General features: G+C 64.9%; 23 protein-coding genes and 1 tRNA gene. 9 read left to right on the forward strand and 15 right to left on the reverse strand.

Going from position 1 to position 24218, the window contains the following annotated elements:
• Nucleotides 1–78 precede the first annotated feature (78 nt).
• Nucleotides 79–588: a peptidylprolyl isomerase gene (locus tag Q0J57_RS03995; RefSeq protein ID WP_297217317.1), complete on the reverse strand. Its 510-nt coding sequence runs from the start codon at nucleotides 586–588 to the stop codon at nucleotides 79–81.
• A 120-nt stretch (nucleotides 589–708) separates the two neighbouring features.
• Between Q0J57_RS03995 and mutY the strand changes: the two genes are divergently transcribed.
• Genes mutY through Q0J57_RS04010 form a run of 3 tightly spaced genes read left to right on the forward strand, consistent with a single transcriptional unit; the run spans nucleotide 709 to nucleotide 4405 of the window.
• Nucleotides 709–1944 carry an A/G-specific adenine glycosylase gene (gene mutY / locus Q0J57_RS04000; protein WP_297217319.1) on the forward strand — a complete coding sequence of 412 codons (1236 nt, stop codon included), beginning with the start codon at nucleotides 709–711 and terminating at the stop codon, nucleotides 1942–1944.
• A 47-nt stretch (nucleotides 1945–1991) separates the two neighbouring features.
• On the forward strand, nucleotides 1992–2738 hold the full coding sequence (locus tag Q0J57_RS04005; protein ID WP_297217321.1) for a response regulator transcription factor: 747 nt from the start codon (nucleotides 1992–1994) through the stop codon (nucleotides 2736–2738).
• A complete protein-coding gene (locus tag Q0J57_RS04010; protein ID WP_297217322.1) occupies nucleotides 2735–4405 on the forward strand; it encodes an ATP-binding protein in 1671 nt (556 codons plus the stop codon). The genes Q0J57_RS04005 and Q0J57_RS04010 overlap by 4 nt, the downstream gene beginning before the upstream one ends.
• A 115-nt stretch (nucleotides 4406–4520) precedes the next feature.
• On the opposite strand, the gene Q0J57_RS04015 is transcribed toward Q0J57_RS04010, so the two are convergent.
• The 5 genes from Q0J57_RS04015 to Q0J57_RS04035 all read right to left on the reverse strand — a co-directional run bounded on the left by Q0J57_RS04015 (nucleotide 4521) and on the right by Q0J57_RS04035 (nucleotide 9014).
• Nucleotides 4521–6032: a tripartite tricarboxylate transporter permease gene (locus Q0J57_RS04015; protein ID WP_297217323.1), complete on the reverse strand. Its 1512-nt coding sequence runs from the start codon at nucleotides 6030–6032 to the stop codon at nucleotides 4521–4523.
• A gap of 11 nt (nucleotides 6033–6043) precedes the next feature.
• Entirely contained in the window at nucleotides 6044–6496 is a 453-nt protein-coding gene (locus Q0J57_RS04020; RefSeq protein ID WP_297217324.1) for a tripartite tricarboxylate transporter TctB family protein, read from the reverse strand.
• Nucleotides 6497–6574: 78 nt separating this feature from the next.
• Nucleotides 6575–7528: a tripartite tricarboxylate transporter substrate binding protein gene (locus tag Q0J57_RS04025; protein ID WP_297217326.1), complete on the reverse strand. Its 954-nt coding sequence runs from the start codon at nucleotides 7526–7528 to the stop codon at nucleotides 6575–6577.
• 182 nt (nucleotides 7529–7710) lie between these two features.
• Nucleotides 7711–8409: a metal-dependent hydrolase gene (locus Q0J57_RS04030; RefSeq protein ID WP_297217329.1), complete on the reverse strand. Its 699-nt coding sequence runs from the start codon at nucleotides 8407–8409 to the stop codon at nucleotides 7711–7713.
• Between the two features lie 11 nt (nucleotides 8410–8420).
• Nucleotides 8421–9014: a UbiX family flavin prenyltransferase gene (locus tag Q0J57_RS04035; RefSeq protein WP_297217332.1), complete on the reverse strand. Its 594-nt coding sequence runs from the start codon at nucleotides 9012–9014 to the stop codon at nucleotides 8421–8423.
• A gap of 96 nt (nucleotides 9015–9110) precedes the next feature.
• Between Q0J57_RS04035 and Q0J57_RS04040 the strand changes: the two genes are divergently transcribed.
• Nucleotides 9111–9187: transfer RNA gene (locus Q0J57_RS04040), tRNA-Arg, on the forward strand.
• Nucleotides 9188–9242: 55 nt separating this feature from the next.
• Here the strand turns inward: Q0J57_RS04040 and Q0J57_RS04045 are convergent.
• On the reverse strand, nucleotides 9243–9929 hold the full coding sequence (locus Q0J57_RS04045; protein WP_297217334.1) for a LysE family translocator: 687 nt from the start codon (nucleotides 9927–9929) through the stop codon (nucleotides 9243–9245).
• A gap of 112 nt (nucleotides 9930–10041) precedes the next feature.
• On the opposite strand from Q0J57_RS04045, the gene Q0J57_RS04050 reads away from it, so the two are divergent.
• The gene (locus Q0J57_RS04050) at nucleotides 10042–10752 is read left to right on the forward strand and encodes an SDR family oxidoreductase (protein ID WP_297217336.1); all 711 of its coding nucleotides are present in this window, start codon (nucleotides 10042–10044) and stop codon (nucleotides 10750–10752) included.
• 94 nt (nucleotides 10753–10846) lie between these two features.
• Here Q0J57_RS04050 and Q0J57_RS04055 read toward each other — a convergent pair whose 3' ends face one another.
• The 6 genes from Q0J57_RS04055 to rpmE form a co-directional block, all read right to left on the reverse strand.
• The gene (locus Q0J57_RS04055) at nucleotides 10847–12391 is read right to left on the reverse strand and encodes a Na+/H+ antiporter NhaC family protein (protein ID WP_297217338.1); all 1545 of its coding nucleotides are present in this window, start codon (nucleotides 12389–12391) and stop codon (nucleotides 10847–10849) included.
• 210 nt (nucleotides 12392–12601) lie between these two features.
• Nucleotides 12602–13075, reverse strand: coding sequence for a hypothetical protein (locus Q0J57_RS04060; protein ID WP_297217340.1), 474 nt, complete (start codon nucleotides 13073–13075; stop codon nucleotides 12602–12604).
• Nucleotides 13076–13417: 342 nt separating this feature from the next.
• Nucleotides 13418–13915 (reverse strand): AbrB family transcriptional regulator, encoded by a 498-nt coding sequence (locus tag Q0J57_RS04065; RefSeq protein WP_297217342.1) that lies wholly within the window; start codon nucleotides 13913–13915, stop codon nucleotides 13418–13420.
• Between the two features lie 55 nt (nucleotides 13916–13970).
• Nucleotides 13971–15044, reverse strand: coding sequence for a peptide chain release factor 1 (prfA, locus tag Q0J57_RS04070; RefSeq protein WP_297217344.1), 1074 nt, complete (start codon nucleotides 15042–15044; stop codon nucleotides 13971–13973).
• A gap of 25 nt (nucleotides 15045–15069) precedes the next feature.
• Nucleotides 15070–15993 (reverse strand): DUF1385 domain-containing protein, encoded by a 924-nt coding sequence (locus Q0J57_RS04075; protein WP_297217434.1) that lies wholly within the window; start codon nucleotides 15991–15993, stop codon nucleotides 15070–15072.
• A gap of 197 nt (nucleotides 15994–16190) precedes the next feature.
• Nucleotides 16191–16403, reverse strand: a complete 213-nt coding sequence (rpmE, locus tag Q0J57_RS04080) for a 50S ribosomal protein L31 (protein ID WP_297217346.1) — start codon at nucleotides 16401–16403, stop codon at nucleotides 16191–16193.
• Between the two features lie 196 nt (nucleotides 16404–16599).
• Here rpmE and Q0J57_RS04085 point away from each other — a divergent pair, with 196 nt between their 5' ends.
• Nucleotides 16600–17433 carry a TlyA family RNA methyltransferase gene (locus Q0J57_RS04085; protein WP_297217348.1) on the forward strand — a complete coding sequence of 278 codons (834 nt, stop codon included), beginning with the start codon at nucleotides 16600–16602 and terminating at the stop codon, nucleotides 17431–17433.
• A 309-nt stretch (nucleotides 17434–17742) separates the two neighbouring features.
• Here Q0J57_RS04085 and traT read toward each other — a convergent pair whose 3' ends face one another.
• Both traT and Q0J57_RS04095 read right to left on the reverse strand, forming a co-directional pair.
• On the reverse strand, nucleotides 17743–18390 hold the full coding sequence (gene traT / locus Q0J57_RS04090; protein WP_297217350.1) for a complement resistance protein TraT: 648 nt from the start codon (nucleotides 18388–18390) through the stop codon (nucleotides 17743–17745).
• Nucleotides 18391–18531: 141 nt separating this feature from the next.
• Nucleotides 18532–19206, reverse strand: coding sequence for a hypothetical protein (locus tag Q0J57_RS04095; protein ID WP_297217352.1), 675 nt, complete (start codon nucleotides 19204–19206; stop codon nucleotides 18532–18534).
• A 238-nt stretch (nucleotides 19207–19444) separates the two neighbouring features.
• Between Q0J57_RS04095 and topA the strand changes: the two genes are divergently transcribed.
• The 3 genes from topA (at nucleotide 19445) to Q0J57_RS04110 (ending at nucleotide 24217) form a co-directional block, all read left to right on the forward strand.
• Entirely contained in the window at nucleotides 19445–21688 is a 2244-nt protein-coding gene (gene topA / locus Q0J57_RS04100; RefSeq protein ID WP_297217354.1) for a type I DNA topoisomerase, read from the forward strand.
• A complete protein-coding gene (locus Q0J57_RS04105; protein WP_297217356.1) occupies nucleotides 21681–22790 on the forward strand; it encodes an XdhC/CoxI family protein in 1110 nt (369 codons plus the stop codon). Before topA ends, Q0J57_RS04105 begins: the two co-directional genes overlap by 8 nt.
• 323 nt (nucleotides 22791–23113) lie before the next feature.
• On the forward strand, nucleotides 23114–24217 hold the full coding sequence (locus tag Q0J57_RS04110) for an efflux RND transporter periplasmic adaptor subunit (RefSeq protein ID WP_297217358.1): 1104 nt from the start codon (nucleotides 23114–23116) through the stop codon (nucleotides 24215–24217).
• Nucleotide 24218: the final 1 nt, after the last annotated feature.

The raw sequence follows: 24218 nt of genomic DNA on the forward strand, positions 1-24218 counted from the left end.
AGCCGTCCCGCGGCATCCTGCCCGGAACAGGCCGCCGTCCTTCATGCGCACAGCGGCAGCGCTGCCCGCATGCACAGTCTATTCAAAGCGGCTGGCGCCCGTGATGAGCACCATGTCGGTGGGCACGGCCTCGTGGGGACCCACGGCCTTGGTCTTGATCTTGGCAATCTTGTCCACCACGTCCATGCCGTCGGTAACCCGGCCAAAGACACAGTACCCCCAGCCCTGGGTGGTGGGGCTGCTGTAGTTCAGAAATTCATTGTCCACCAGATTGATGAAGAACTGGGCCGTGGCGCTGTGCGGGTCCATGGTACGGGCCATGGCAATGGTGCCGCGATCATTCTTCAGGCCGTTGTCGGCCTCGTTCTTCACAGGTTCGCGGGTGGGCTTGGCATCCAGACGGGCACCAAGGCCGCCGCCCTGAATCATGAAGCCGGGGATGACACGGTGGAAGATGGTATTGGCATAAAAGCCGTCGTCCACATACTTGAGAAAGTTGGCAACGGTTTCCGGGGCCTTGTCGGCGAACAGTTCAATCAGGATGTCGCCGGAGGTTGTCTCCAGCAGCACCGTGGGATTCTCGGACATGGGAACTCCTTGGGGATGGCGATTTACACAGGCGGCGACAGGCCCGCCGCAGCATGCGGGGGAAGCATACGCCAAAGCTCCACAGATGACAATGTGCCCGCCGGCGTGTAGATTCATGCCATGAAACGTCAGACCACCCCTGCGGCCTCCCCGTCTCCCCGCCAGGCCGTTCTTGTGACGGGGGGCACGCCCCCCCCAGGCCATCTTCCGCCCCTGGAAAACCTGCCCGCCCTGCAGGAGGCCCTGCTCAGCTGGTTTGCCAAGCACCGGCGCCCCCTGCCGTGGCGGGAGACCTATGCCCCCTACGAGGTCTGGATTTCCGAAATCATGCTGCAACAGACGCAGATGGAACGCGGCGTGGCCTATTTCCGGCGCTGGATGGCCCGCTTTCCCCATATTGCGGCCCTGGCCGCAGCGTCCGAAGAAGACGTGCTGCATGCCTGGGAAGGGCTGGGCTATTATTCGCGGGCACGCCATGTGCTGGCTGCCGCCCGGCACATATGCCAGCGGCACGGCGGGGTCTTTCCCTCCCGGCTGGAAGATATCCGCGCCCTGCCCGGTGTGGGACCGTATACGGCGGCAGCCATTGCCAGCATTGCCTTTGAAACGCCGGTACCCTGCATTGATGCCAATGTGGAGCGCGTCATTGCCCGCGTCTTTGATGAGGACAGCCCGGTGAAGGAAAAGCCGGCCGCCACCCGCATTGCCCAGCTGGCTGCCCGGCTGCTGCCGCCTTCCCGGGCACGTGATCACAATCAGGCCATGATGGAACTGGGGGCGCTTGTCTGCGGCCGCAAGGCCCGCTGCGAGGTCTGCCCGCTGGCAGCGTTCTGCACGGCCCGCCATCTGGGCATTGTGCACGAGCGCCCGGTCAGCGGCAAAAAAAGCGCCATCGTGCCCATTGAGGTGGTCACCGGCGTGCTGGAGCATCGGGGGCGCATCTTTGTGCAGAAGCGCTGCGATCAGGGCGCCTGGGGCGGCCTGTGGGAATTTCCCGGCGGCCGCCTGGAAGCCGGCGAAACGCCCGCCCAGGCCGTGGTGCGCGAATATGCCGAGGAAACGGGCCTGGCCGTGCGCGTTGACCGGAGCCATGGCATCATCCGGCACGGCTATACCACCTATCGCGTGACCCTGCACTGCTTCGGGCTGCAACTGGCGCCCGACAGCCCGCAGGCCAGCAGCGCCGAGCCGCCGCAACCGCCCGTGCTCACGGCGGCCAGCGCCTTCCGCTGGGTCACGCCCCAGCAGCTCCAGACCCTGGCCATGCCCGCCGCCCACCGCAAGCTGGCCGACAGCCTCTTCGGCCCCCGGCAGGGCCTGCTGCCTTGCCCGTCCCGGCAAGATGGGCTACCATAGGGTCATCATCCCCTGGCGCATGCCGCCGCAGTCCCGTGCCTCTGCCTATGGATACCACAAAAACCATCTATCTTCTTGATGACGATGCCGACATCCGCGAACTGCTGGTGGATTACCTGACCCGCAACGGCCTTACGGTGTCCAGTGCCAGCAATGCGGAGGAATTTTTTGCGCTCTGGCGCAATGCCCCTGCCGATCTGGTGGTGCTGGACATCATGCTGCCCGGTGACGACGGCTTTGCCGTGCTGCGCCGCCTGCGGCAGCAGTCCGCCGTGCCGGCCATCTTTCTTTCCGCACTGGACGGCAGCACGGACCGTATCGTGGGGCTGGAACTGGGGGCAGACGACTACCTGGGCAAGCCCTTTGAACCGCGCGAACTGCTGGCCCGCATCCGCACGGTGCTGCGCCGCAGCAGCGAAGCCACGCCCTCGCCCCCTCAGGGGCGCCTGCTGCATTTCGGCTCGTGGCGCCTGGACACCACGGCCCGGCATCTGCTGACGCCGGACAATGTGATCCTGCCCCTCAGCGGCGCGGAATTTCGCCTGCTGTGCATCTTTCTGGAACGGCCGCAACAGGTGCTCAGCCGCGATACGCTGCTGGCGCTGACCCAGGGCCGCAATGCCCAGCCCTATGACCGCAGCATCGACGTGCTGGTCAGCCGCCTGCGCAACCGCCTGCGCGATGGCGGCCGCTACGGCACCCTCATCAAGACCGTGCGCGGCGAAGGCTATGTGCTGGCCGCCGATGTCCGCAGCGAAGTCCTGCCCGCAGGCGGCAGCCGTCATACGTCATGAAGCGCTTTGCCCGCCTTGGCCTGCGCTCCCGTCTCTGGCTTTTTCTGGGGCTGACCTTTCTGCTGCTGCACAGCGTCACGGCCCTGCTGGCCCACCGCCTGGATGACGAACAGGCCGCCCGCATGGTGCTGTCTGACCATGCCTCCAGCCTGACCCTCTGCCTGCTCATGCTCGACCCCCTGCGCGAAGGCGGTTCCCCCCTGCCGGAACTGCTGGTCCGCCTGCGCCGCCTGGAGGCCGTCAATGCCCGCATCCTGCACACCAGCACGGCGCCGGTCCAGGTCTACGACGCGGCCACCCTCTACCTGCGCCAGCGCATCCGCGACAGCCTCAAGGGCTTTGTGGCCCCGCTGCCGCCCAATGACGCCTCTGCCCCGCCTTCGCCCGAACCGCGGGCCGCCACGCTGCTGCCCTGGAGCAAGGACATGGTTTCCCGCTACCAGGGGGAAGAAACCGCCCATCTGCCCGGCAGCGCCGAAGCAGATCACTTCCCGCCCAGCATTTCCTTCTGGCTCGACAACGACAACCCCCTGGAAGGCAAGGACTATTCCAATGCCCCCACCGCCGTGCCGCCGTGGGTTTTCGTCACCCGCGTCAGCCGTGACGGGCCCACGGGCCTGGCCCGCCTGCTCATGCTGCCGGGAACGGATCAGGCCGATATCTACATCAGCCAGCTTTTTGTCCGCCTGGATAACAAAACCTGGCTGGATATTCAGCGCATCAGCCGCCTGGCTCCGTCATGGCCGCTCATGCTTACCATGCTGGCCGTGGAAGCCCTGGTGATCATGCTGCTGGCCATGCTGGTGGTGCATCGCCTTGTGAAGCCGCTGCATCAGCTGGCCCTGGCCACCGAAACCCTGGGCCGTGATGGCCGCGCCGCCCCTCTTGCCGAAAGCGGCCCCCCGGAAGTGGCCCATACGGCACGAGCCTTCAACCGCATGAGTCTGCGCATCCGGGCAGCCCTGGAACAGCACGAGCGCATGCTTTCCGCCGTGGCCCACGATCTGCGCACCCCTCTGACCCGCCTGCGCCTGCGGGTGGAGCAGGTGGAGGACGAAACCATGCGCCGCAAGCTCCAGGCCGACATCAATACCCTGTCGGCCATCATGCGCAGCAGCCACGAGCTGGGGCAGGCCCAGCTGCCCACGGAAAGCCTGCTGCGCACGGACCTGGCCGTCTTTCTGCTCAGCCTGCTGGAGGACCGGCAGGCCGCCATGGAAGACGGCAGCGGAAGCCTGCGCCTGGATATCGGCAAGCCGCCCGCGTCCGGTGAATGGATTGTTCCCATCCGTGCCCACGCCCTGCACCGCTGCCTGGACAATCTGCTGGAAAATGCCCGGCGCTATGCCAGCCATATTGTCATACGCCTGCACTGCCACGAGGACGGCAGGACCATCCTTGTGGATGTGGATGACGACGGCCCCGGCATTCCCCGTGAATTCCGGGAGCGTGTCTTTGAACCCTTTTTCCGCCTGGACCCGGCCCGGGGCGCCCACGATGGCGGCAGCGGCCTGGGCCTGGCCATTGCCCGCAGCATGGCCCGGCAGAACAATGCCGATCTCAGCCTGCTGGACAGCCCGGAAGGCGGCCTGCGTGCCCGCCTCAGCTTTCACGTTCCGGTCTTTGACGAGTCTGCGGCTGCCGGCCGCTCCAACGGGCGCTGCTGACGCCGCGGCACGGCCGCCAGTCCCGGACACGCACGAACAAAAGACAGGCCCGCTCCCCTTGGGGAACGGGCCTGTGCGGTTTTATGTATGCAGGGCAGCGCGCCGCCCGGCAGCATCAGTGATTGCCCACCCCGTCCCGCAAACGGCGCTCCATGCGGGCCATGAACAGGGGCGACAGCACACCCACCACACAGAGCGCGATGAGCACCCAGCACAGCGGCGTGGAAAAGAGGATGGAGGGATCGCCGTCATTGATGAGCAGGGAACGGCGCAGGCCGCGTTCGCCGATGGGTCCCAGGATGAGGCCCAGCACAATGGCTGCGGCATTGAGGTCAAACTTGCGGGCCAGATAGCCGATGACCCCGAAGATGAGCATGATGACCACTTCCACGAAATTGTTGTGAATGGCGTAGGAACCGACCACGCACAGCAGGAAGATGGACGGAATGAGAATGGCGTCCGACAGGCGCGAGATATGGGCAAAGCCCCGGCAGCCCAGCATGCCCACGGCCAGCATGAAAAACTGCACCAGCACAAAGCCCGCAAAGAAGGTATAGGTCATGCCCGCATAGGTGGTGAACAGCTCCGGCCCCGGTTGCAGCCCGTGGATGATGAGACCGCCCATGAGCACCGCCGTTACCGATTCGCCGGGGATGCCCAGCGTCAGGGTGGGAATGAGCGAACCGCCGGTCACGGCATTGTTGGCCGCCTCGGAACCGGCCACACCTTCAATGGACCCCTTGCCGAAGTCCTCCTTGTGCCGGGAGAAGCGGCGGGCCTCGTTATAGCCGATGAAGCAGGCAATGGAGGCCCCGGCACCGGGCAGAATGCCCACAATATTGCCGATGAGCCAGGAACGGATGATGGTGGGCGAAATGCGCTTGTATTCCTCGCGGCTCAGGCCGAAGCGGTCCGTCATGGCCGAGGCTTTCGGCCGCTGCACAATGCGCTTTTCCGCCAGAATGAGCACCTGCGACATGGAAAACAGACCGATGAGGGCGCAGGTGGTGTTCACGCCATTGTACAGGGTGCTCTGTCCGAACATGAAGCGCGGCACCCCTTCCATGGGATCCATGCCGATGGTGGACAGCAGCAGGCCCAGCACCCCGGAAATCAGCCCCTTGAGAAGGGATCGGGAGGAAACGCCGGCAATGATGGTCAGGCCGAAGAGCGACAGCCAGAAATATTCCGGACTCTTGAACTGCATGGCCAGCTGCGCCAGCAGCGGCGAAAAGAAATACAGGGAAATGCAGCTCAGCAGGCCGCCGCAGAAGGAGGCAAAGCAGGCCGTGAACAGGGCCTTGGCCGCCTTGCCGCGCAGGGTGAGCTGATAGCCCTCGATGGCGGTGGCCGCCGAGGCCGGCGTGCCCGGCGTATGAATGAGAATGGCGCTGATGGAGCCGCCGAAAATGGCGCCGCAATAGATGCCGCCCAGCACGATGAGACCCGTTGCCGGATTCATGCCAAAGGTGACCGGCAGCAGCAGGGCCACGCCCATGGCTGCCGACAGGCCGGGCAGGCAGCCGATGGTGATGCCCACAATGGTGGACGCCAGCATGGCAAAGAGATTGATGGGCGCAATGGCGTGCAGAAAGCCCGCGCCCATGAGAGCCAGTGTTTCCGACATGACGCCTCCCTTTACCGGAACAGCAGGCCGCCGGGCAGCGGCACCTTGAGAAAGAGGGTAAAGACAACGTAGATCATCACACCCATGGCCAGCACCGTCAGGCCGATGTGCAGCGGCGGCACACGCAGAAAGGCCAGAGTGCCCATCAGATAGAGCGTGCTGGCAAGGTAGAAGCCCAGCATCTGGAGCAGCACCATATACAGGATGCAGCCCAGACAGAGCGCGCTGAACTGCTTCCAGCGAAAGCCCTCGAAAATGACGGGAAGATCATTGACCACCCCGCTGCGGCTGCGCAGCAGCTGATGCAGGCAGCGCAGCAGATACAGGGTATTGAGACCCAGAAGGCCCGCAATGAGACAGAGCGGATAGGTCTGCGCATCCGGCGGCAGGTCCAGGGTCATGTACAGGAAAAAGAGCGTAACGGCATAGATGAAGGCCGTCACGCCAATGTCGGATCGTTTCATACAGGCCGGCTCCAGAGGCTGGAAGACAGAAAAGCGGCGGAAGAGGTCTGCTCTCCCGCCGCCAAGGACGCTGTTCCGCTACTTCTTGTAGAGCTTGGACACCACATCGCGGCAGAAGATTTCCTGCGCGGCGATGAGGTCGGCCAGCTGCTTGTTGTCCTTGAAATCCAGGGTCATGCCGGCCTTTTCATGCGCGGCAATGCAGGCAGGGTCCTGCATGGTCTTGCGGAAGGCTTCCACATAGAAATCCACGATTTCCTGCGGCGTGCCCTTGGGCAGCACCAGGGCGCGGGCCGTGCCGTACCATTCCTTATAGTAGCCCAGCTCGCCCAGGGTGGGCACTTCGGGAAATTCCGGCAGCCGGGCCGTATTGAACACGCCCAGCACGCGCAGCTCGGGCTTGTCGCCACCGCACAGACCGATGACGTCAGCCACCTTGGCGCAGGAAAAATGCACTTCGCCCTGACGCAGGGCCAGCAGCTGATCCGCCGTGCCGCCGTAGGGAATGGCCTTGTAACGGAAGCCGGCGGACGTGGCCAGCAGCTGGGCAGCCGTATGGTTGGAGGCTTCCACGCCATTGGTGGAGCAGCGCAGGTTGCCCTTTTCCTTGCAGGCCTTCACCAGGTCCGTCAGGCTCTTCCAGGGGCTGTCGGCACGCACCACCACCACGCCGTTTTCGCTGAGCTGATTGCACACGGGAATCACGTCGCTCACGGCAAAGGTGGAATTGGGCTGCACGGCCAGCGTGGTGAAGGTGGGCAGGTTGATGAAGCCCAGGGTTCTGCCGTCGGGCTTGGCGTTGGCCAGTTCCGTCCAGCCGATCTTGCCGTCGCCGCCGGGCAGATTATTGATGACAAGGGTCCTGCCCACGTATTTTTCCGCCTGAGCGGCCAGCAGACGCGCGCCGGTATCCGTGCCGGAACCGGCCTTGTAGGCCACAATCACCGTCACGTCACCGTCAGGACTCCAAGCAGACACGCCCACAGGCAGACCCAGCAGCGCCACCATCAGCAACACCAGAATCTTCTTCATTACCTTCCTCCGCAAAAGGGGTATTGGCCGGCAGCATTGCCACGAAAAAGGCCGCGCCTTTCCGCTGCCCGCGCCATGACGCAAGGCCCCCTTATCGTCTCCGCGACATGGCGTCAAGGGGGGCTGCCGGAATCATGCGCAACGGTTCGGGGGGCATGGCGTCAGCCGCCCCCGCCCTGCCGTCAGCGCAGCTGGCAGCTCTGCCCGGGCACCATATCCAGGCAGGTACAGCCCGGAGCGCGCCGGGCCAGCTCGGCCTTGAAGGCATCGGTGGACTGGGCCAGCACCGGGAAAGTGCCCCAGTGCATGGGAATGACCCGTTTGCAGCCCAGCAAGGCGCAGGCCAGGGCCGCCTGCGGGGCATCCATGGTGAACACGCCGCCCACGGGCAGCAGGGCCAGGTCAATGGCATAGAGCTGACCCCACAGGGCCATGCCGCTGAACACGCAGGTGTCCCCCGCATGATAGATGGTCAGCCCGTCGGGCGTGCGGATGATATAGCCCGCCGGACAGCCGGACTGGCTGGAATGAAAGGCCGGCACCATGGTCATGGCAAAGCCGGCATGCTCCACGGTGCCGCCCATGTTGAAGCCGATGCCGTTGAGCAGCTGCTCCTGCGGCAGCCCGCGGGCCACCAGCGTTTCGGCCGTACCCACAATGGCGCCCAGCATGGCGCCGCTCCTGCGGCACAGGGCCACGGCCTCGCCCACATGGTCATCGTGGTCATGGGTGACCAGCACCACGTCCAGCGGTCCCATGCTGTCCGCCGTCACCCCGGAAGCCGGCGTGAGAAAGGGGTCAATGCACAGATGGCGCTCCTGCCCCCCCTGCGGGGAACTGATGCGAAAAGCCGAGTGACCGTACCAGGTAATGCTGCTCATACGCTCTCCTTTCATGGGGATGACGCCGCGGGGCAGGCGCTTTCGCCCCAGCGGCCCAGGGCATGGTCCAGATGCAACTGGTCAAGAATGCGGCCGCAGAACTGGTCCAGCAGCTCGTCCAGCGTTCGGGGATGAAGATAGAAGGCCGGCGAAAAGGGCATGATGACGGCCCCGGCCTCGTGCAGGGTCAGCATATTGCGCAGATGAATGCGGGAAAGCGGGCTTTCGCGGGTCACCAGCACCAGGGGCCGGCGCTCCTTGAGGCAGACATCCGCCGCCCGCTGGAGCAGATTGGCGGTCTGTCCGGCAGCCAGCGCGCCCAGCGTGTTCATGGAACAGGGAACGATCACCATGCCGGCATGCTGCCAGGAACCGCTGGCCGGCGGCGCGGCCATGTTTTCCGGCGCATGCAGCACCTGCACCGCCGCCGCCAGCTCCGCGACGGAAAGTCCCCCTTCCGCCCGCAGCACCGCCTCGGCCGCGCGGGTAATGATGCCATGGGTGCACACGTCCTCCCGTGCTCCCAGCAGCCGCAGCAGATGCAGCGCCAGCGGCATGCCGCTGGCACCGCTGACTCCCACAAGAATGTTCCGTTGCCGTGCCATGGGCACAGTGTAGCCAAAGGCCGCGGCCTTGTCAGCCGCTGCCCTCCGCGCCTGCGGCTTGACAGTCCCCCGGCAAAAGGCTACAGGGAAACGAGTGCGTCCGTAGCTCAGTTGGATAGAGCGTTGGCCTCCGGAGCCAAAGGCCGTGAGTTCGAATCTCGCCGGACGCGCCATATCCTGCCTTTTCTGGCCGTGTCCCTGGACACGGCCTTTTTTCTTGCGCGCTGCTCACAGCGCCATGCAGGCCAGGCGCAGGCCAAAGGCCATGAAGAATATCCCCGTCAGCCGATACAGCCAGAGCTGTACCGCAGGCCGCAGAAACAGGGGGCGGATGCGGTCCAGCAGATGGGCCAGCGCCTGAAACCAGGCCAGCACCAGAAGCGCCATGATGCCGCCCAGCAGCAGAAACTGCGGCGGCAGGGGCGCGTCGGGGTCCATGAACTGCGGCAGAAAGGTCAGAAAATAGATGACGGCCTTGGGATTGAGGGCATTGGTCAGAAAACCCTGACCAAAGGCCCGCCGCAGGCCGGTCCCTGCTGCCGGAAGGTCGCGGCGGCCCGGCTGTCCCGCCGCCTGCGCCTGCCGGCTGTCTTCCGTCCCGCTGTAGCGCAGCACGGCCGCCGCTGCCGCCGCTGCGCTGCGCAGGGATTGCAGGCCCATCCAGACCAGAAAGGCCCCGCCCCCGTACTTGAGCAGGGAAAACAGCAGGGGGGAATGGGCAATGGCCGCCGAAATGCCCAGCATGGCCAGTGCCGTATGCAGGCAGATGCCCAGGGTGATGCCGCAGGCCGCGGCCGATCCCGCTGCCCGCCCCTGCCCCAGGGTGAGGCGCGCCATGAGGGCAAAGTCCGGCCCCGGCATGATGACCAGCAGCGCGGACAGCACGGTATACAGAAAAAGACTTTCCAGTGACATGCCTCACGCTCCTTGCAGCCGGGCAGGACATCCTTCATGATGGTACCGGTTCATGTGCTGTCTGGCCGGCTTCCCGTGCCGGCCCGGCATTCCCTTTTTCCCCGGAGGACCCATGCCTGCCGTTCTTATTACCGGCGCCGCCGGCGGTATCGGACGCCATCTCTGCCAGGGCTTTGCCGCACAGGGCTTTCACGTGCTGGCCTGCGACAGGGAAGACTGCCGATTTGCCCATCCGCACATACACAGCCAGGTCATGGACCTGTGCTGCCCCGACGCTATCCAGGCCGCCTTTGCCAGGGCCGTGGACCTGTTCGGCCCGCTGCACGTGCTTATCAACAATGGCGCCGTCAGCCACTTCTGCAAACCGCTGGAAGCCCTGACCGTGGCAGAATGGGACGCTGTCCTGCACACCAATCTGCGCGGCGCGGCGCTCTGCTGTCAGGCCTTTCTGGCGGCCAATGCCGGTGCGGGCTACGGACGCATCATCAACATGGCCTCCACGCGCTGGCAGCAGAACGAGGCCCACTGGGAGGCCTATGGCGCGTCCAAGGGCGGCCTGGTGGCCCTGACGCAGTCGCTCTGCGTCTCCCTGCGCGGACGCGGCATCACGGTCAATGCCATCAGCCCGGGCTGGATCCACACCGGCGATGCCGCCGAACTTTCGGCAGAGGACCATGCCCAGCATCCCTCGGGGCGGGTGGGACGCCCAGACGACATTCTGCGGGCCTGTCTCTTTCTGGCCGATGCGGCCAATGACTTTGTCAATGGCGTCAATCTGCCCGTGGATGGCGGCATGACCCGCCGCATGATCTACAGCGAATAGGCGCCGGCACAACGCCCTTGCCCGCCCCCCTCCGCAACGCAACGGCCCCGCATCCGACGGATACGGGGCCGTTTCTGCAACAAGGAAGCGTGGTCTATTCGTCGGCCAGCTGCGGCGCACGGGCACGCAGCACAAGCATGACAATGATCATGACCGCCAGACCGGCGCCCAGACTGGGCAGCAGGCTGCCGCCGGTAAAGCCGGCCACCACATAGCCCACAAAGCTGCTGGCGGCAACAATGCAGGCATAGGGCATCTGTGTGGATACATGCTCGATGTGGGTACAGGCCGCGCCGGCACTGGACAGGATGGTGGTATCGGAAATGGGCGAGCAGTGATCGCCGAACACGCTGCCGGCCAGGGTGGCAGACAGGCAGACCAGCACCAGATTGGGGTCAACAGCCTGCGCCACGGGCACCACAATGGGAATGAGGATGCCGAAGGTTCCCCAGGCCGTCCCCGTGGAAAAGCTCAGGAAACCGGCCAGCGCAAAGATGATGGCCGGCAGCAGACCGCCGGTCAGGCCGCCGTCCGCTTCTACCAGGGACTTGACATACTGGGGCGTCTGCAAAAGATCGCGGCAGACCCCGGAAATGGTCCAGGCCAGCACCAGAATGATATTGGCCGGCATCATGGTCTTCATGCCCTGGGTGGCGCCGTCCATGAAGGTTCTGAGCGACATGCGCCCCAGGGCCACAAACTGCACAAAGGCCACCACCATGGCCGCAAAGGAGGCAATGACCAGCGCCTTGGAGGCCGTGCAGTTGCCGAAGGCCGCCGCCATGGTGTGATACGCCGGATTGTCCCCCCAGTAGCCGCCGTTATAGAGCAGCGCCAGCACGGCAAAGACGATCAGGCTGCCGATGGGCACAATCATGTCCAGCAGGTGCCCCTTGCCGCTGACCTCCGGCTGGCTGCGCTCCGTGGTGGCCGGTTCTTCCGCGCCGATGTCCCCCCGGCGGGCGCGCTGCTCGGCCCGCAGCATGGGGCCGAAGTCAAAACGTCCCATGCAGACCATGATCACCATGACCAGGGACAGCAGGGCATAGAAATTGTAGGGAATGGTGGCCACAAAGGCGGCAAAGTCGCTTTCAAAGGCATTGGTGGACTTGAGGTTGCTGCCCACGGCCGCCGCCCAGCTGGAAATGGGCGCAATGATGCAGATGGGAGCCGCCGTGGCATCGATGATATAGGCCAGCTTGGCGCGGGAAATCTTGAAGGCATCCGTCACGGGGCGCATGACCGTGCCCACGGTAAGGCAGTTGAAATAGTCGTCAATGAAGATGAAAATCCCCAGGCCGCTGGTGGACAGCATGGCCGAACGGCGGCTGGTGATGTGCTTGGTGGCCCACTTGCCGTAGGCCCGGGTGCCGCCGGCCATGGCAATGACGTAGACCAGCGCCCCCAGCAGGGTGCAGAAGATGATGATGCTGAAGTCCACCTTGGTGGTCATGACCTCAAAGGCGGTCTCCACGGGTTTCACCAGCAGCGAGCCGGTGCCGGCGCCGATGGTGTGAATGACAGTCCCGGCAAGAATGCCGAGAAAAAGGGAAGAAATGACTTCCTTGGTCAGCAGCGCCAGGGTGATGGCGATGATGGGCGGCAGCAGAGACAGCCAGCCAGCGGCAAACGGCTCCATGAAAACAGCTCCGGGTAGGTTGGGGTTGCAGGGGATGCACCTTGCCGGCGGCTGTTCCGGCTGTTCCTGCGGCAACAGCACGGCAGCTCTCCGGCACCATCATATCACAGTGTCCTGTCGCCACGGGCGACAAAATTTCCGTCATGCACAACGCCGCAGGGCCGCGCGGGACCTTCCGCGCCGCGACGCACACACAAGGCAGCAGCGTCTTCAGGGCAGGGCCAGGCGCTCCAGCGTCACAGCGGTCACCCGCCCCCGCGTCAGATGGCTGTTGGCCACCACGGCCAGTTCTTCCTGCACGGCGGACAGGCCGGTGCCGTCACGCAGCAGACGCACCCCCCGCTGGCACAGATAGTAGAACAGCGCGTCCCGCAGCTCCGGCTGCCGCCGGCGCGCTTCGTCCAGGCCGGGACCGTCCGCCATGTGCAACACCAGGCGGCAGACCACAAGGTCCCCGCGCTCCGGGCTTTCGCCGGTCATGCGCGGGGGAATAAAGAAGGGCGCCAGCACCAGCGCATGGTCAGACGGCGCACGGGCCACCGTTCCGCTGTCCGCCGGACGGGCCGGCACCGAGGCCCAGGCCATGGTCCAGCCGGTCAGCAGCACGGCACAGCACAGGACGGCCCCTGCCAGGCGCCAGCCCCCCGGCATGCTGCCGGTATGCGCGCGGTGTTTCCGTTGCATGGGCAGGCTCCCTCTCCCTGATGTTTTTCCGCCGGCACTACGGGATGATCGGCTGCCTTTTCTCCCCCAAGATGTGCCCTACGTCAAGCCTCCCCGGGCAGAAAACGCAGACAAAAGCGCCCCGCCTGTCAGGGAGCAGGACCCTGCCTGCCGCCTGTTCCATGCCCTCACGGAGCGCCGCACCGTGCCGGCCCGGCGCCACGGGAAGCGCCCTTTTTACGGTGTCGGGGAAGCATCCCTGTCCATAACGGCAGCAGCCGCCTTGCCGCAGCGCACGCCCAGGAGCACGCCCGGCCGGGAGAACGGTAAGCCCCTGCCAGACTCCCGGAGGCGAAAATCCGCCTAATGTTGCAGGAAATGGTGCAGCAGCCAGCTCAGCAAGGGCGCCAGGATGACCACCGTATACAGGCGCACAATATGAAAGGCCATGATGGTGGGCGCCGTTTGGCCCAGGTCCGTGGCCAGCCCCATGACCGCCTGCAGGCCGCCGGGACTGGTGGCCAGCACGGCGCTGGCCGCATCCATGCCCGTCATGGAGGAAATGGCCCAGGCCCCCACGCAGCCCGCCACCAGCAGCAGGCCGGTGGCGGCAAACATGAGGCCCGCCATGCTCCGGATTTCCAGCAGGGTTGTGGTGGTCAGCATATTGCCCACAAAGATGCCGATGGAAATCTGCGCCACCAGCTGAAACAGGGCCGGCGTATCCGCCATGAGCTGGCCCAGCAGCTTGCCCGCCAGCACGGCCAGCACGGCGCCCAGCATGGGACCGCCGGGAACATGCAGCCAGTGAAACAGCAGCCCCCCGGCCGTGCCGCAAAGAACAATGAGCAAAAAGGTCATGGCCCCCCCCTTGCGCTGAAGGTGAAAAAAACCCCCGCAGGGCGGGGGCGGATGGCTACGCTTCCTCGGCGTGGGCCTTGAGCGCCTCGGCCTGGGCAGCCGTGGCCAGAGCTTCCAGAAGCGGATCCAGTTCCCCTTCCATGATGCGGTCCAGGGAATACAGGGTCAGATTGATGCGATGGTCCGTGCAACGTCCCTGCGGGAAATTGTAGGTGCGGATGCGCTCGGAGCGGTCACCGGACCCCACCTGCGCACGGCGGTCAGCCGACAGCTCGCTGTTCTGGCGCTCACGTTCGGCCGCCAGGATGCGCGAGGCCAGAACCTTCATGGCGCGGGCCTTGTTCTTGTGCTGAGAGCGTTCGTCCTGGCAGGTCACCACCGTACCCGTGGGGATATGGGTGATGCGCACGGCGGACTCGGTCTTGTTGACGTGCTGCCCACCGGCCCCGGAGGCCCGGTAAATGTCGATGCGCAGGTCTTCGGGGCGGATTTCCACGTCCACTTCCTCGGCTTCGGGCATAACGGCCACCGTGGCCGCCGACGTGTGGATGCGGCCCTGCGTTTCCGTGGCCGGCACACGCTGCACGCGGTGCGCCCCGGCCTCGAACTTGAGGTGGCTGTACACGCGGTCCCCGGAAATAAGGCAGATAATTTCCTTGTATCCGCCGGAATCCGAGGGAGACTCGCTCATGATTTCCACCTTCCAGCCCTTGATTTCGGCATAGCGGGTGTACATGCGGAACAGATCCGCCGCAAAGAGCGAGGCTTCCTCACCGCCCGTGCCGGCGCGGATTTCCAGAATGGTGTTCTTGTCATCCAGCGGGTCCTTGGGCAGCAGCAGCACCTTGAGGTCATGCTCCAGCTTGGGCAGTTCCTTTTCGGCTGCCGCAATTTCCTCCTGTGCCATTTCCCGGATTTCCGGGTCGCTGTCGTGCAGCATCTGCTTGTTGTCCGCCAGGTCCTGCTCCAGCTTGCGATGCTTGCGGAACAGGGTCACCACATCCTTCAGATCGGCATGGGCCTTGGCCACCTTGCGGTACTGCTCCTGGTCATTGTAGACGGCAGGGTCCGCAAGCTGCTGCTCCAGCTCATCATATTTCTTTTCCAGGGCTTCCAGTTTAGCGAACATGTATCCTCCACGGAAACGGAACGCCTCAGGCGTTGTCGATGGTGTAGGGGGCCGTCTGAATGTCGCGCCCTGCCTGCTCGTCCCCGAGGGCTTCGCGCAGGGCCACCACGGCCACTTCCAGCTGCGGCCCGTCAGGCTCCGCCGTGGTCAGACGCTGGAGCATGAGGCCCGGCGTGCGCAGGACGCTGGCCCACGGGCCGTCGGACAGACGCGCGGCATAGCGGATAAGCTCGTAGGCCAGCGCGCTGATGGGGATGACCAGAAAAAGCTTGAACACCACGGTCAGCACCTGCTTGGCCAGCCCGCCGGACGGGGTGTACAGGGCCAGCATGGCCGGCACGAGCACGGCGTGCATAATGATGGAAATGCAGATCACAAACAGCAGAAAGGTGGTACCGCAGCGCGGGTGCAGGCGGCTCATGCGCCCGGCCGTCTGCGCGCTGACCACGCCGCCGTGCTCAAAGGCATGGATGGTCTTGTGCTCCGCCCCATGGTACTGATAGACGCGCCGGATATCCGGCAGCAGGGAAATGGCCCAGATATAGCCTGCAAAAATGCAGCACTTGTAAAAGCCGTCCCACAGGTGAAAGGTCAGTCCCTCCACACCGCCGCCCAGCCCCAGCCACTGCATGAGCAGCGAAAGCCCGTGGGGCACCACCACAAAGAGCACCAGCGCCAGCGCCAGCGAGAGCGCCAGCGTCAGCACAAGATGCCAGCCCTCCAGCGGGGTTTCGTCTTCCCCGGTCTGGGCCTCGGCCGAGCGGTTGAGCGCCTTGATGCCATTGACCATGGTTTCCAGCAGCACGGGAAAACCGCGCACAAAGGGCTTTTTCAGCAGGGGATGCCGGGTAAGCGAAAACCAGGGATGACGCTGCACGCCGATGCTGCCGTCAGGACGGCGCACGGCCAGCGCATAACGGTCGCCATGGCGCATCATAATGCCTTCCATGACTGCCTGTCCGCCCACGGCAGGGCAGGACGAACGCATGGCCAGCATGAGGGCGCGAAGAACAGTGCGAAACATAGACCCCCTATACGGATAGACCTCTGGAAAGGCCGCACAACAGGATGCTGACGGCCTTGCCAGAGGTAAGATCTGTCGTCCCCGGGGACGGCACAACGGGCTTGCCGCAGGTGCGGCAGGCGCTACTTCTGCTCGAACTTGGCGTACTTCTTGCGGAAGCGGTCGATACGGCCGGCCGTGTCGAGGAAACGCTGCTTGCCGGTAAAGAAGGGATGGCAGGCGGAGCACACTTCCACATGCACCTGCTCGCCCTTGGTGGAGAGCACTTCTTCGGTATTGCCGCAGGCGCAGGTGATGGTAGCCTTGTACACCTTGGGATGGATGTCTTTCTTCATGATCAACCTCGTGTATGGCCAACGGCTTGCGCCGTTGCAAAATCGTTGCCGGGCAGCGCCGGACGGGCGCGCCCAAACGTAGCAGGGCCAAAATCTATAGCCCGCTTTCGGGCATTTGGCAAGCCTTGGACGCCAGGCGGCAAAAATTTTCCCTGCCGCATTGCGGGCCATGGCGCAAGCCGCTACACTGCCGCCCATGTCAGCTACGCAATCCACTGCCAGACCGCCCCGTCCCAAGGTGGCCCGCCTGCGGGCCGATGCCCTTGTCCATGCCCAGGGCCTTGCCGAAAGCCGCGAACAGGCCCGCCGCCTCATCATGGCGGGCAAGGTGGCCCTCTCGCCCGAGGGCCTGCCGCCCGGCGCGCCGCCTCTCCTGGTGGACAAGCCCGGCCATGCCTATCCCGAAACCACCACCTTCGTGCTGCTGGAAAAGGAGCGCTACGTCAGCCGCGGCGCCTACAAGCTGTTGACCATTCTGGACAATTTCGGTCTGGATGTGCGCGGCCTGGTCTGCCTGGATGCCGGCGCCAGCACCGGCGGCTTCACGGACTGCCTGCTCCAGCACGGGGCAGCGCGCGTCTATGCCGTGGATGTGGGCAAAAACCAGCTCCACGAGCGCCTGCGGGCCGATGCCCGCGTCATCAGCATGGAAGGGGTCAACCTGCGCTCCGCCCCGGCCAGCCTGCTTCCCGAAGCCGTGGACCTGGTGGTGGGCGATGTGTCCTTCATTTCCCTGACGCTCATTCTGCCCACCTGTCTCCAGTGGCTGCGCCCCGGCGGGCGCATGGCCATTCTCATCAAGCCGCAGTTTGAGCTGGGTCCCGGCGAGACCGTCAGGGGCGTGGTGCGGGATGATGCCGCCCGCCAGCGCGCCGTGGACAAGATTCTGACCTTCTGCCGCGAGACCCTGCATCTGCACTGCGAAGGCGTCCTGCCTGCGGCCATCCGCGGCCCCAAGGGCAATCAGGAATACATGGCGCTCATGCGCCGCCCTGACGCTGCCGAAAACACTCCCCCGGACATGGCCTGATAGCTGCCGCCCCTCCGCCGACAACTACGCCGGGCGCCGGCGAGCCGCCGCGCCATGCGGCATGCTGCGGCCTGCCCGCCTGCGTCGCCGGATACCGGACAGACGCCACCGGCAGCGACGGCGCACGCGCTGTCTGGACAGCGGGCAGAACGCAGACAGGTCCCCTCCGCAACAAACGGCATTTTTCGCAGAACAGAGCGTCAGAAAACGCGGGCGCCAGGGGAGGCCGCATCCCGCACGAACACGGTCTTGTCGATGCCGACATGCGGAAAACGACCGCTGGCAGCAGGCCGAAACGGTACGCTGCCCCTAGGGCTTCTGCCGCGTGCCTGCCGCGGCGGCATGGGGATCAGCGCCTGTGGCATGGTGCATGATGGGCGTACAGATTTCCGCCGCCAGCGTGTCCGCCATATCCGGCGGCAGTGCCCGCGAGCTGTCCAGCCTGCGGTGCGCCAGCAGGCCGATGCGTATCTGGCTGCTGGCCAGGGCCTGCCGGTTGGAAATGGTGCGCAGGGCCTGCTTGCTGTCTGCGCGGGGAACCCGCCGCAGCACCAGCAGCGCATCGGCCACCACGGCGGTGGTGCCCTGTCCGCTCAGGCGCGCAGGCGCGCCGTAGCCCGCATTGACCACGGACTTCACCTCGTCGGCGGAGGACAGCCCGCAGGCCATGAGAGAAATTTGCAGAATGTAGCCCGCCTGGCTGGGATTGTCGGTCAGCACGATATGGTGCAGTTGCAGGCGGCTGGCCACATCGTTGCGCAGGTCGGGCATAAGACCGTTCTTGTCCTGCACATGCACATAGACCACATCGGCCACATCGGCCTGTTCCTCGTCCAGGTGACCGTGCCGGTAGACATCCAGCGGGCCGGAACTGGCGGAGCCGTACTGATGCACGCAGGCGCCCAGCAAGAGCGCAAAAAGCAGCGGCATCAGCAGAAAAAGCAATATTTTTTTCATGACATATCCTCAAAGCAACCTGCGCGGAAAGAGCGCCCTTCCCCGCAGTGCCCATTACGCGCGGCCGCAACGGCCGCCTGTGCCGGCAATGCGGCATTGCCCGGCGCAGCGCCGGGCGCGTGCAACCGTCCCCTGCGGGGCCTAGCTCCCGCTTGTGCCATCAGGAAGGCGCCGGGCCGGGCCGCCCATATCCAGGGACTGGGAAATCTTCTGGGCCAGACGGTCCTGCAGGGTGGGCAGGGCCTCGTCCCGCGTGCTGATGCCGTCGGCGCTCACCACCACCTCGTCCAGACTGTCCGGCGCGGCGCCGCGGCCCACGCCCACCCCGGCCCGCAAGGCCCAGGTGGTCTTGGTCTTGCTGTCCAGGGCCGACACGCCCAGCCCCGTTACGGCACCGGTGCCCGCCCCCACCAGTGCGCCCCGGCCGCCGCCGATGAGACTGCCCACCATGGCCCCGGCCATGACGCCCAGCACCGTGGTGTGCATGGTTTCCCGCGCATCCATGCGGGACGAACCGTGCGGAAAGATTTCGCGCACATCCACCCGCACCACCAGGGTGTCCGGCTGCACCGTATCCACCATGGAAAGGCCGTGGTCGCTTTGCAGGTACGCCATGATGGTATAGGTGAGGTCCTCGCGGTTCACGCCGCTGCCGCTGCACTCCACGTGAAAGGTATCCCCTTCGTGGATGGTGGTGCGGGAGACACTGCCGGAATCGGGACGTGCCCCGCATGCGGCCAGCAGCACGCCGCACAGCAGCAGGACACAGACGGCAAAAAGACGGAAGGAACGGGAAGAGAAAAAATGTGGCGTCATACGTTTTCCCTGTCGCGATGCGCAAGACGGACGGGCGGACAATGGCGTGCACAGGGCCTTTGCCGGGGGAGGGAAAAGGCTGCGGTCACCCATTTTTATAGCCCAGCGGGCTGTGCCTGTCCACCCGGGCCGTCCCGGCGCGGCACGACATGCCGCCATGCCCACCGCGGCATACTTGACGCGCTGCCTATTTGCCGTATTCTCCCTGCCGACACGCCCAAGGGGGAAAAGGACAAGCATGGGTAAAGAGCTGATCATTGTGGAATCACCTGCCAAGGTGAAGACCATCAAGAAATTTCTGGGACCAAACTACATGGTGCTGGCCAGCGTGGGCCATGTGCGCGACCTGCCGTCCAGCAGCCTGGGGGTAGACGAGGCCAACGACTTTGCCCCGCAATATCAGGTCATTGACAACAAGAAGAACATTGTCAGCGAGCTGCGGACCGCCGCCGGCAAGGCCGATACCGTCTACCTGGCCCCCGACCCGGACCGCGAGGGCGAGGCCATTGCCTGGCATGTGGCGGACCTGATCCGGGACAAGGCCAAGAACATCAAGCGCATCCAGTTCAACGAAATCACGGCCCGCGCCGTGCGGGAGGCCCTGGCCCACCCCCGCGAGCTGAACAAGGACCTGTTCGATGCCCAGCAAGCCCGCCGCGTACTGGACAGGCTGGTGGGCTACAAGATTTCCCCCCTGCTCTGGAAGACCATCAAGCGCGGCATCTCCGCCGGGCGCGTGCAGTCTGTGGCCCTGCGGCTCATTGTGGAACGCGAGGACGAGCGCGACGCCTTTGTGCCCGAAGAATACTGGCAGTTCCGCGCCTGGCTTGCCGCCGCGGTGCCGCCCACCTTCCGGGCCGAGCTGGCCCGCATCAACGGCAAGAAGGCGGTGGTGCCCGATGCCGCTGCCGCCCAGGCCCTGGAAGACGCCATCAAGGGACAGCCCTGGGTGGTGGACAGCGTGGAACAGAAGGAACGCGAACGCGCCCCCCAGCCGCCCTTCATCACCTCCACCCTGCAACAGGCAGCCAACCAGCGGCTTTCCTATACGGCCCGGCGCACCATGAACATCGCCCAGCGCCTCTACGAAGGGGTGGAGCTGGAAGACGGCAGCATCACGGCCCTCATCACCTACATGCGTACCGACTCCACCCGCATTGCGGATGAAGCGCGCACGGCAGCCCATGACTTCATTGCGGCCACCTACGGCCAGGACTATCTGCCGGCCAAAAGCCGCGTGTACAAGGCCAAGAGCGGCGCCCAGGATGCCCATGAAGCCATCCGTCCCGTGGATGTGAACATTACCCCGGACAGTCTCAAGGGACACCTGCCGCCGGATCAGTACAATCTCTACCGCCTCATCTGGTCACGCTTTGTGGCCTCGCAGATGGCCGGAGCGCGCTTTCATGATACCACGGCAAGCATTTCCTGCGGCCCCAGCCAGTGGAAGGCCAAGGGCGAACGCCTGCTCTTTCCCGGATTCCTGGCGGTCATGCCGCGCAGCAAGGACGAGGGAGATGCCGAGCTGCCGCCCCTTGCCGCCGGCCAGACCCTGACCCTCGACAAGCTGGAAAAGGAACAGAAGTTCACCCAGCCGCCGGCCCGCTACAGCGAAGCCAGCCTGGTGCGCGAGCTGGAGGAACGCGGCATCGGCCGCCCCTCCACCTATGCCAGCATCATTTCCACCCTTCAGGATCGCGAATATGTGAGCCTTCAGGACAGGCACTTTGTGCCCACGGACCTGGGCCGCATTGTCTGCAAGCAGCTGGTGGAGCACTTCGGCAGGCTCATGGACGTGGGCTTCACGGCCCATATGGAGGAAAGCCTGGACAAGGTGGCCGAAGGCAAGGAACAGTGGGTGGACCTGCTGCATGCCTTTGCCGACGACTTCAACCCCACCCTGGCCGCCGCCTCGCGCAATATGCAGTCCGTCAAGGGCGGCATTGCCACGGACCTGACCTGCCCGCAGTGCGGCAAGCCGCTGGTCATCAAGTTCGGCAAGGCCGGCCAGTTCCTGGCCTGCACGGGCTATCCCGAATGCCGCTATACCAGCAATTTCCAGCGCAATGCCACCGGCGGCATCGAGGTGGTGACCCCGCAGAAACCGCAGCTGGAAAAGGTAGGCGAATGCCCCCGCTGCGGCAGGGACCTGGTGGTCAAGACCTCGCGCACGGGCAGCCGCTTCATTGCCTGCACGGGCTATCCCGAATGCGACTATGCCGCGCCCTTCTCCACAGGGGTTGTCTGCCCGCGCTGCGGTGAAGGGCGCCTGGTGGAAAAAAGCAGCAAGCGCGGCAAGATATTCTATTCCTGCGATCAGTACCCCAAGTGCGACTTTGCCCTCTGGGACCGGCCCGTTCCCCAGGCCTGCCCGCGCTGCGGCTCTCCCTATCTGGTGGAAAAGAAGACCCGCGACGGCACGCGCATCGTCTGTTCGGTCAAGGGCTGCGGCTATGTGAAGGAGGAGGATGAGCATGCCTGATACCCCCGCCCCGGCGGCCCCCGCAGGGCCGCGCATCACGCCCCTGTCCAGCCCCCTGGACCTGGAACAGCACATCGCCCGCATCCTGCAACGCGGCGAACCGGCCGTTCTCATGACCGTGGTCAGCCGCCAGGGGTCTGCCCCGCGCGGCGCCGGCACCCGCGCCCTGCTCACTGCCGACGGCCTGCTGGGTACCGTGGGCGGCGGCCTGCTGGAAGCCCAGGCCCTGGAACTGGCCCGCCGCAGCCTGCGCGACGGCCGTTCCGCCTGCCACCGCTGCGTCATGGACGGCAGCAGCGAAGCGGACATGATCTGCGGCGGCAGCATGGAAGTGCTCTGCGAGGCGCTCCAGCCCGCCCAGGCGGCACTCTTTGCCGCAGCGCAGGCCGCGCTGGAGGCGTGCATACCGGGTATCTGGCAGGTGGACCTGCCCGAGGGAGGCCAGCCCCGGCGCAGTCTCTGGCTGGAGCGGCTGCCGGATACCGTGGCGGCAGATACCCCCGGCCTGCTGGCAGCGGCAGGGAGTCTGACGGAAAGCCTGGCCCGCCACAAGGGACACCCCGCCCTGGAAGACGTGCCCGGCGGACACCGCTATGTGGAAGCCCTGGACAGTCCCCCCGTGCTGCTGCTCTGCGGAGGCGGGCATGTTTCGCTGGAAGTGGCCACCCTGGCCCATGCCTGCGGCTTTGTGGTGGATGTGGCCGATGACCGGGCCGAATTTGCCACGCCGCTGCGCTTTCCCATGGCCCGTCACTGCCATGTGCTGCCGGCCTTTGCCCATCTGGTCAGTGCCTGCGGCGTGGGCCGTCGCCACTATGTGGCCATTCTCACCCGCGGGCACAGCTTTGACCGGCAGGTGCTGGAACAGGTGCTGCCCAGCGGTGCGGCCTATATCGGCATGATCGGCAGCCGCACCAAGCGCGACAGCATCTACGCGGCCCTGCGCCGGCAGGGCGTGAGCGAGGCGGCCCTGACCGCCGTGTACTGCCCCATCGGCCTGCCCGTGGGAGCGGATTCTCCCCAGCAGATTGCCGTATCCATCGTGGCGGAGCTGCTGGCCGCCCGGGCCGGCACCCTGCCCCGGCTGCGCCCCCGGAACTGACAGTTGTCTCCTGACGGGGCATCGGCCCCCGCAGGAGGCGCTTTCCAAGGAATATCGCGACACAAGAAAGTCGCGAAAAAATTTGTGCAGCAATTTCAATAGGTTGAAAAAAATCATACGTATTTTCAACCTATTGATTTTATTTACTTTTTTTGTTGCCGTTTTGAAAAGATTTTTCGCTGCCCTTCCTTGACAGGACCGTGGGAACTGTGTTTTCCGACTCTTTATCTCTTTGACCGCCCCGGCGGCAAACCCGCGTCCCGGCTTCGGCCGCTCATGGAGTTTTTATGAACGCCAAACATATCCTTTTAACGACATTCGCGATGCTCGCGATCTTCAGCCTTTCCGCCTGCTCCGGTGACGACAAGCAGGCCCAGCACGGCGGCCAGGGACCGCTGGTAAGCGTCTTTACGGTGGAAGTCAAGGATCACCCGTGGACCGCACAGTACCAGGCCCAGGCTTCCGGCTCCCGCTCCGTGGAGGTGCGCGCCAGAGTGGAAGGCATCATCGAAAAGCGCTGCTATGAAGAAGGAGATTTCGTCAAGCAGGGGCAGCTGCTCTTCCAGATCGAGCGGGACCAGTACGAAGCCCTGGTGCAGCAGGCCCAGGCCCAGTTTGACAGCGCCTCGCGTGAATGGAACCGTATCCGCCCCCTGTATGCCAAGAACGCCGTGTCGCAGAAGGATCGCGACAATGCCCGCGCCGCCTATGACAGCAGCCGCGCCGCCCTGCGCCAGGCCAAGATCAATCTGGACTACTGCCAGGTGGTGGCCCCGGTGTCCGGGTACAGCTCCAAGGAAAACTTCACGCCCGGCAACCTCGTCAGCAACAATTCCCTGCTGACCTATGTGGATCAGACCGATCCCATGTATATCGACTTTTCCATTGCCGCTCCCGAACGCATGCGCCGGCAGCAGCTGGCTGTGGAGGGGCGTCTGCGCTTTCCTGAAAACAATGTCTACAAGGCCCGTCTGCGCCTGCTGGACGGCAGCATGAGTCCCGTGGAAGGGGTCATTGACTTCATCGATACCCGCGTACAGCCCACCACGGGCGTCATCAAGGCCCGCGCCACCTTCAACAACAGCGATGGCGCCATCATGCCCGGCCAGTATGTGCGCATCTTCATGGAAGGCGATGTCCTGGTCAATGCCATCCTCATTCCCCAGAAGTCCCTGCTCATCACCCAGAAGGGGTCCTTCGTCATGGTGGTGGGCAAGAACAATATCGTCCAGCCCGTGCCCGTGGTGGTAAGCGAAACCGTGGGCGACATGTACCTGGTGGACTCCGGCCTCAAGGGCGGGGAAGTCATTGTGTGCGAAGGCCTGGTCAAGGCCCGTCCCGGTCAGCCCGTGACGCCCAAGGACGTAAATGCCGCTCCTGCCGGCAAGGACGGCTCGGCGCCTGCGGCGGAAACGGCCAGCAAGTAGG

Origin of the sequence: uncultured Desulfovibrio sp., from assembly GCF_944324505.1 — a bacterium.
In the GTDB taxonomy this organism is placed as follows: domain Bacteria; phylum Desulfobacterota; class Desulfovibrionia; order Desulfovibrionales; family Desulfovibrionaceae; genus Desulfovibrio.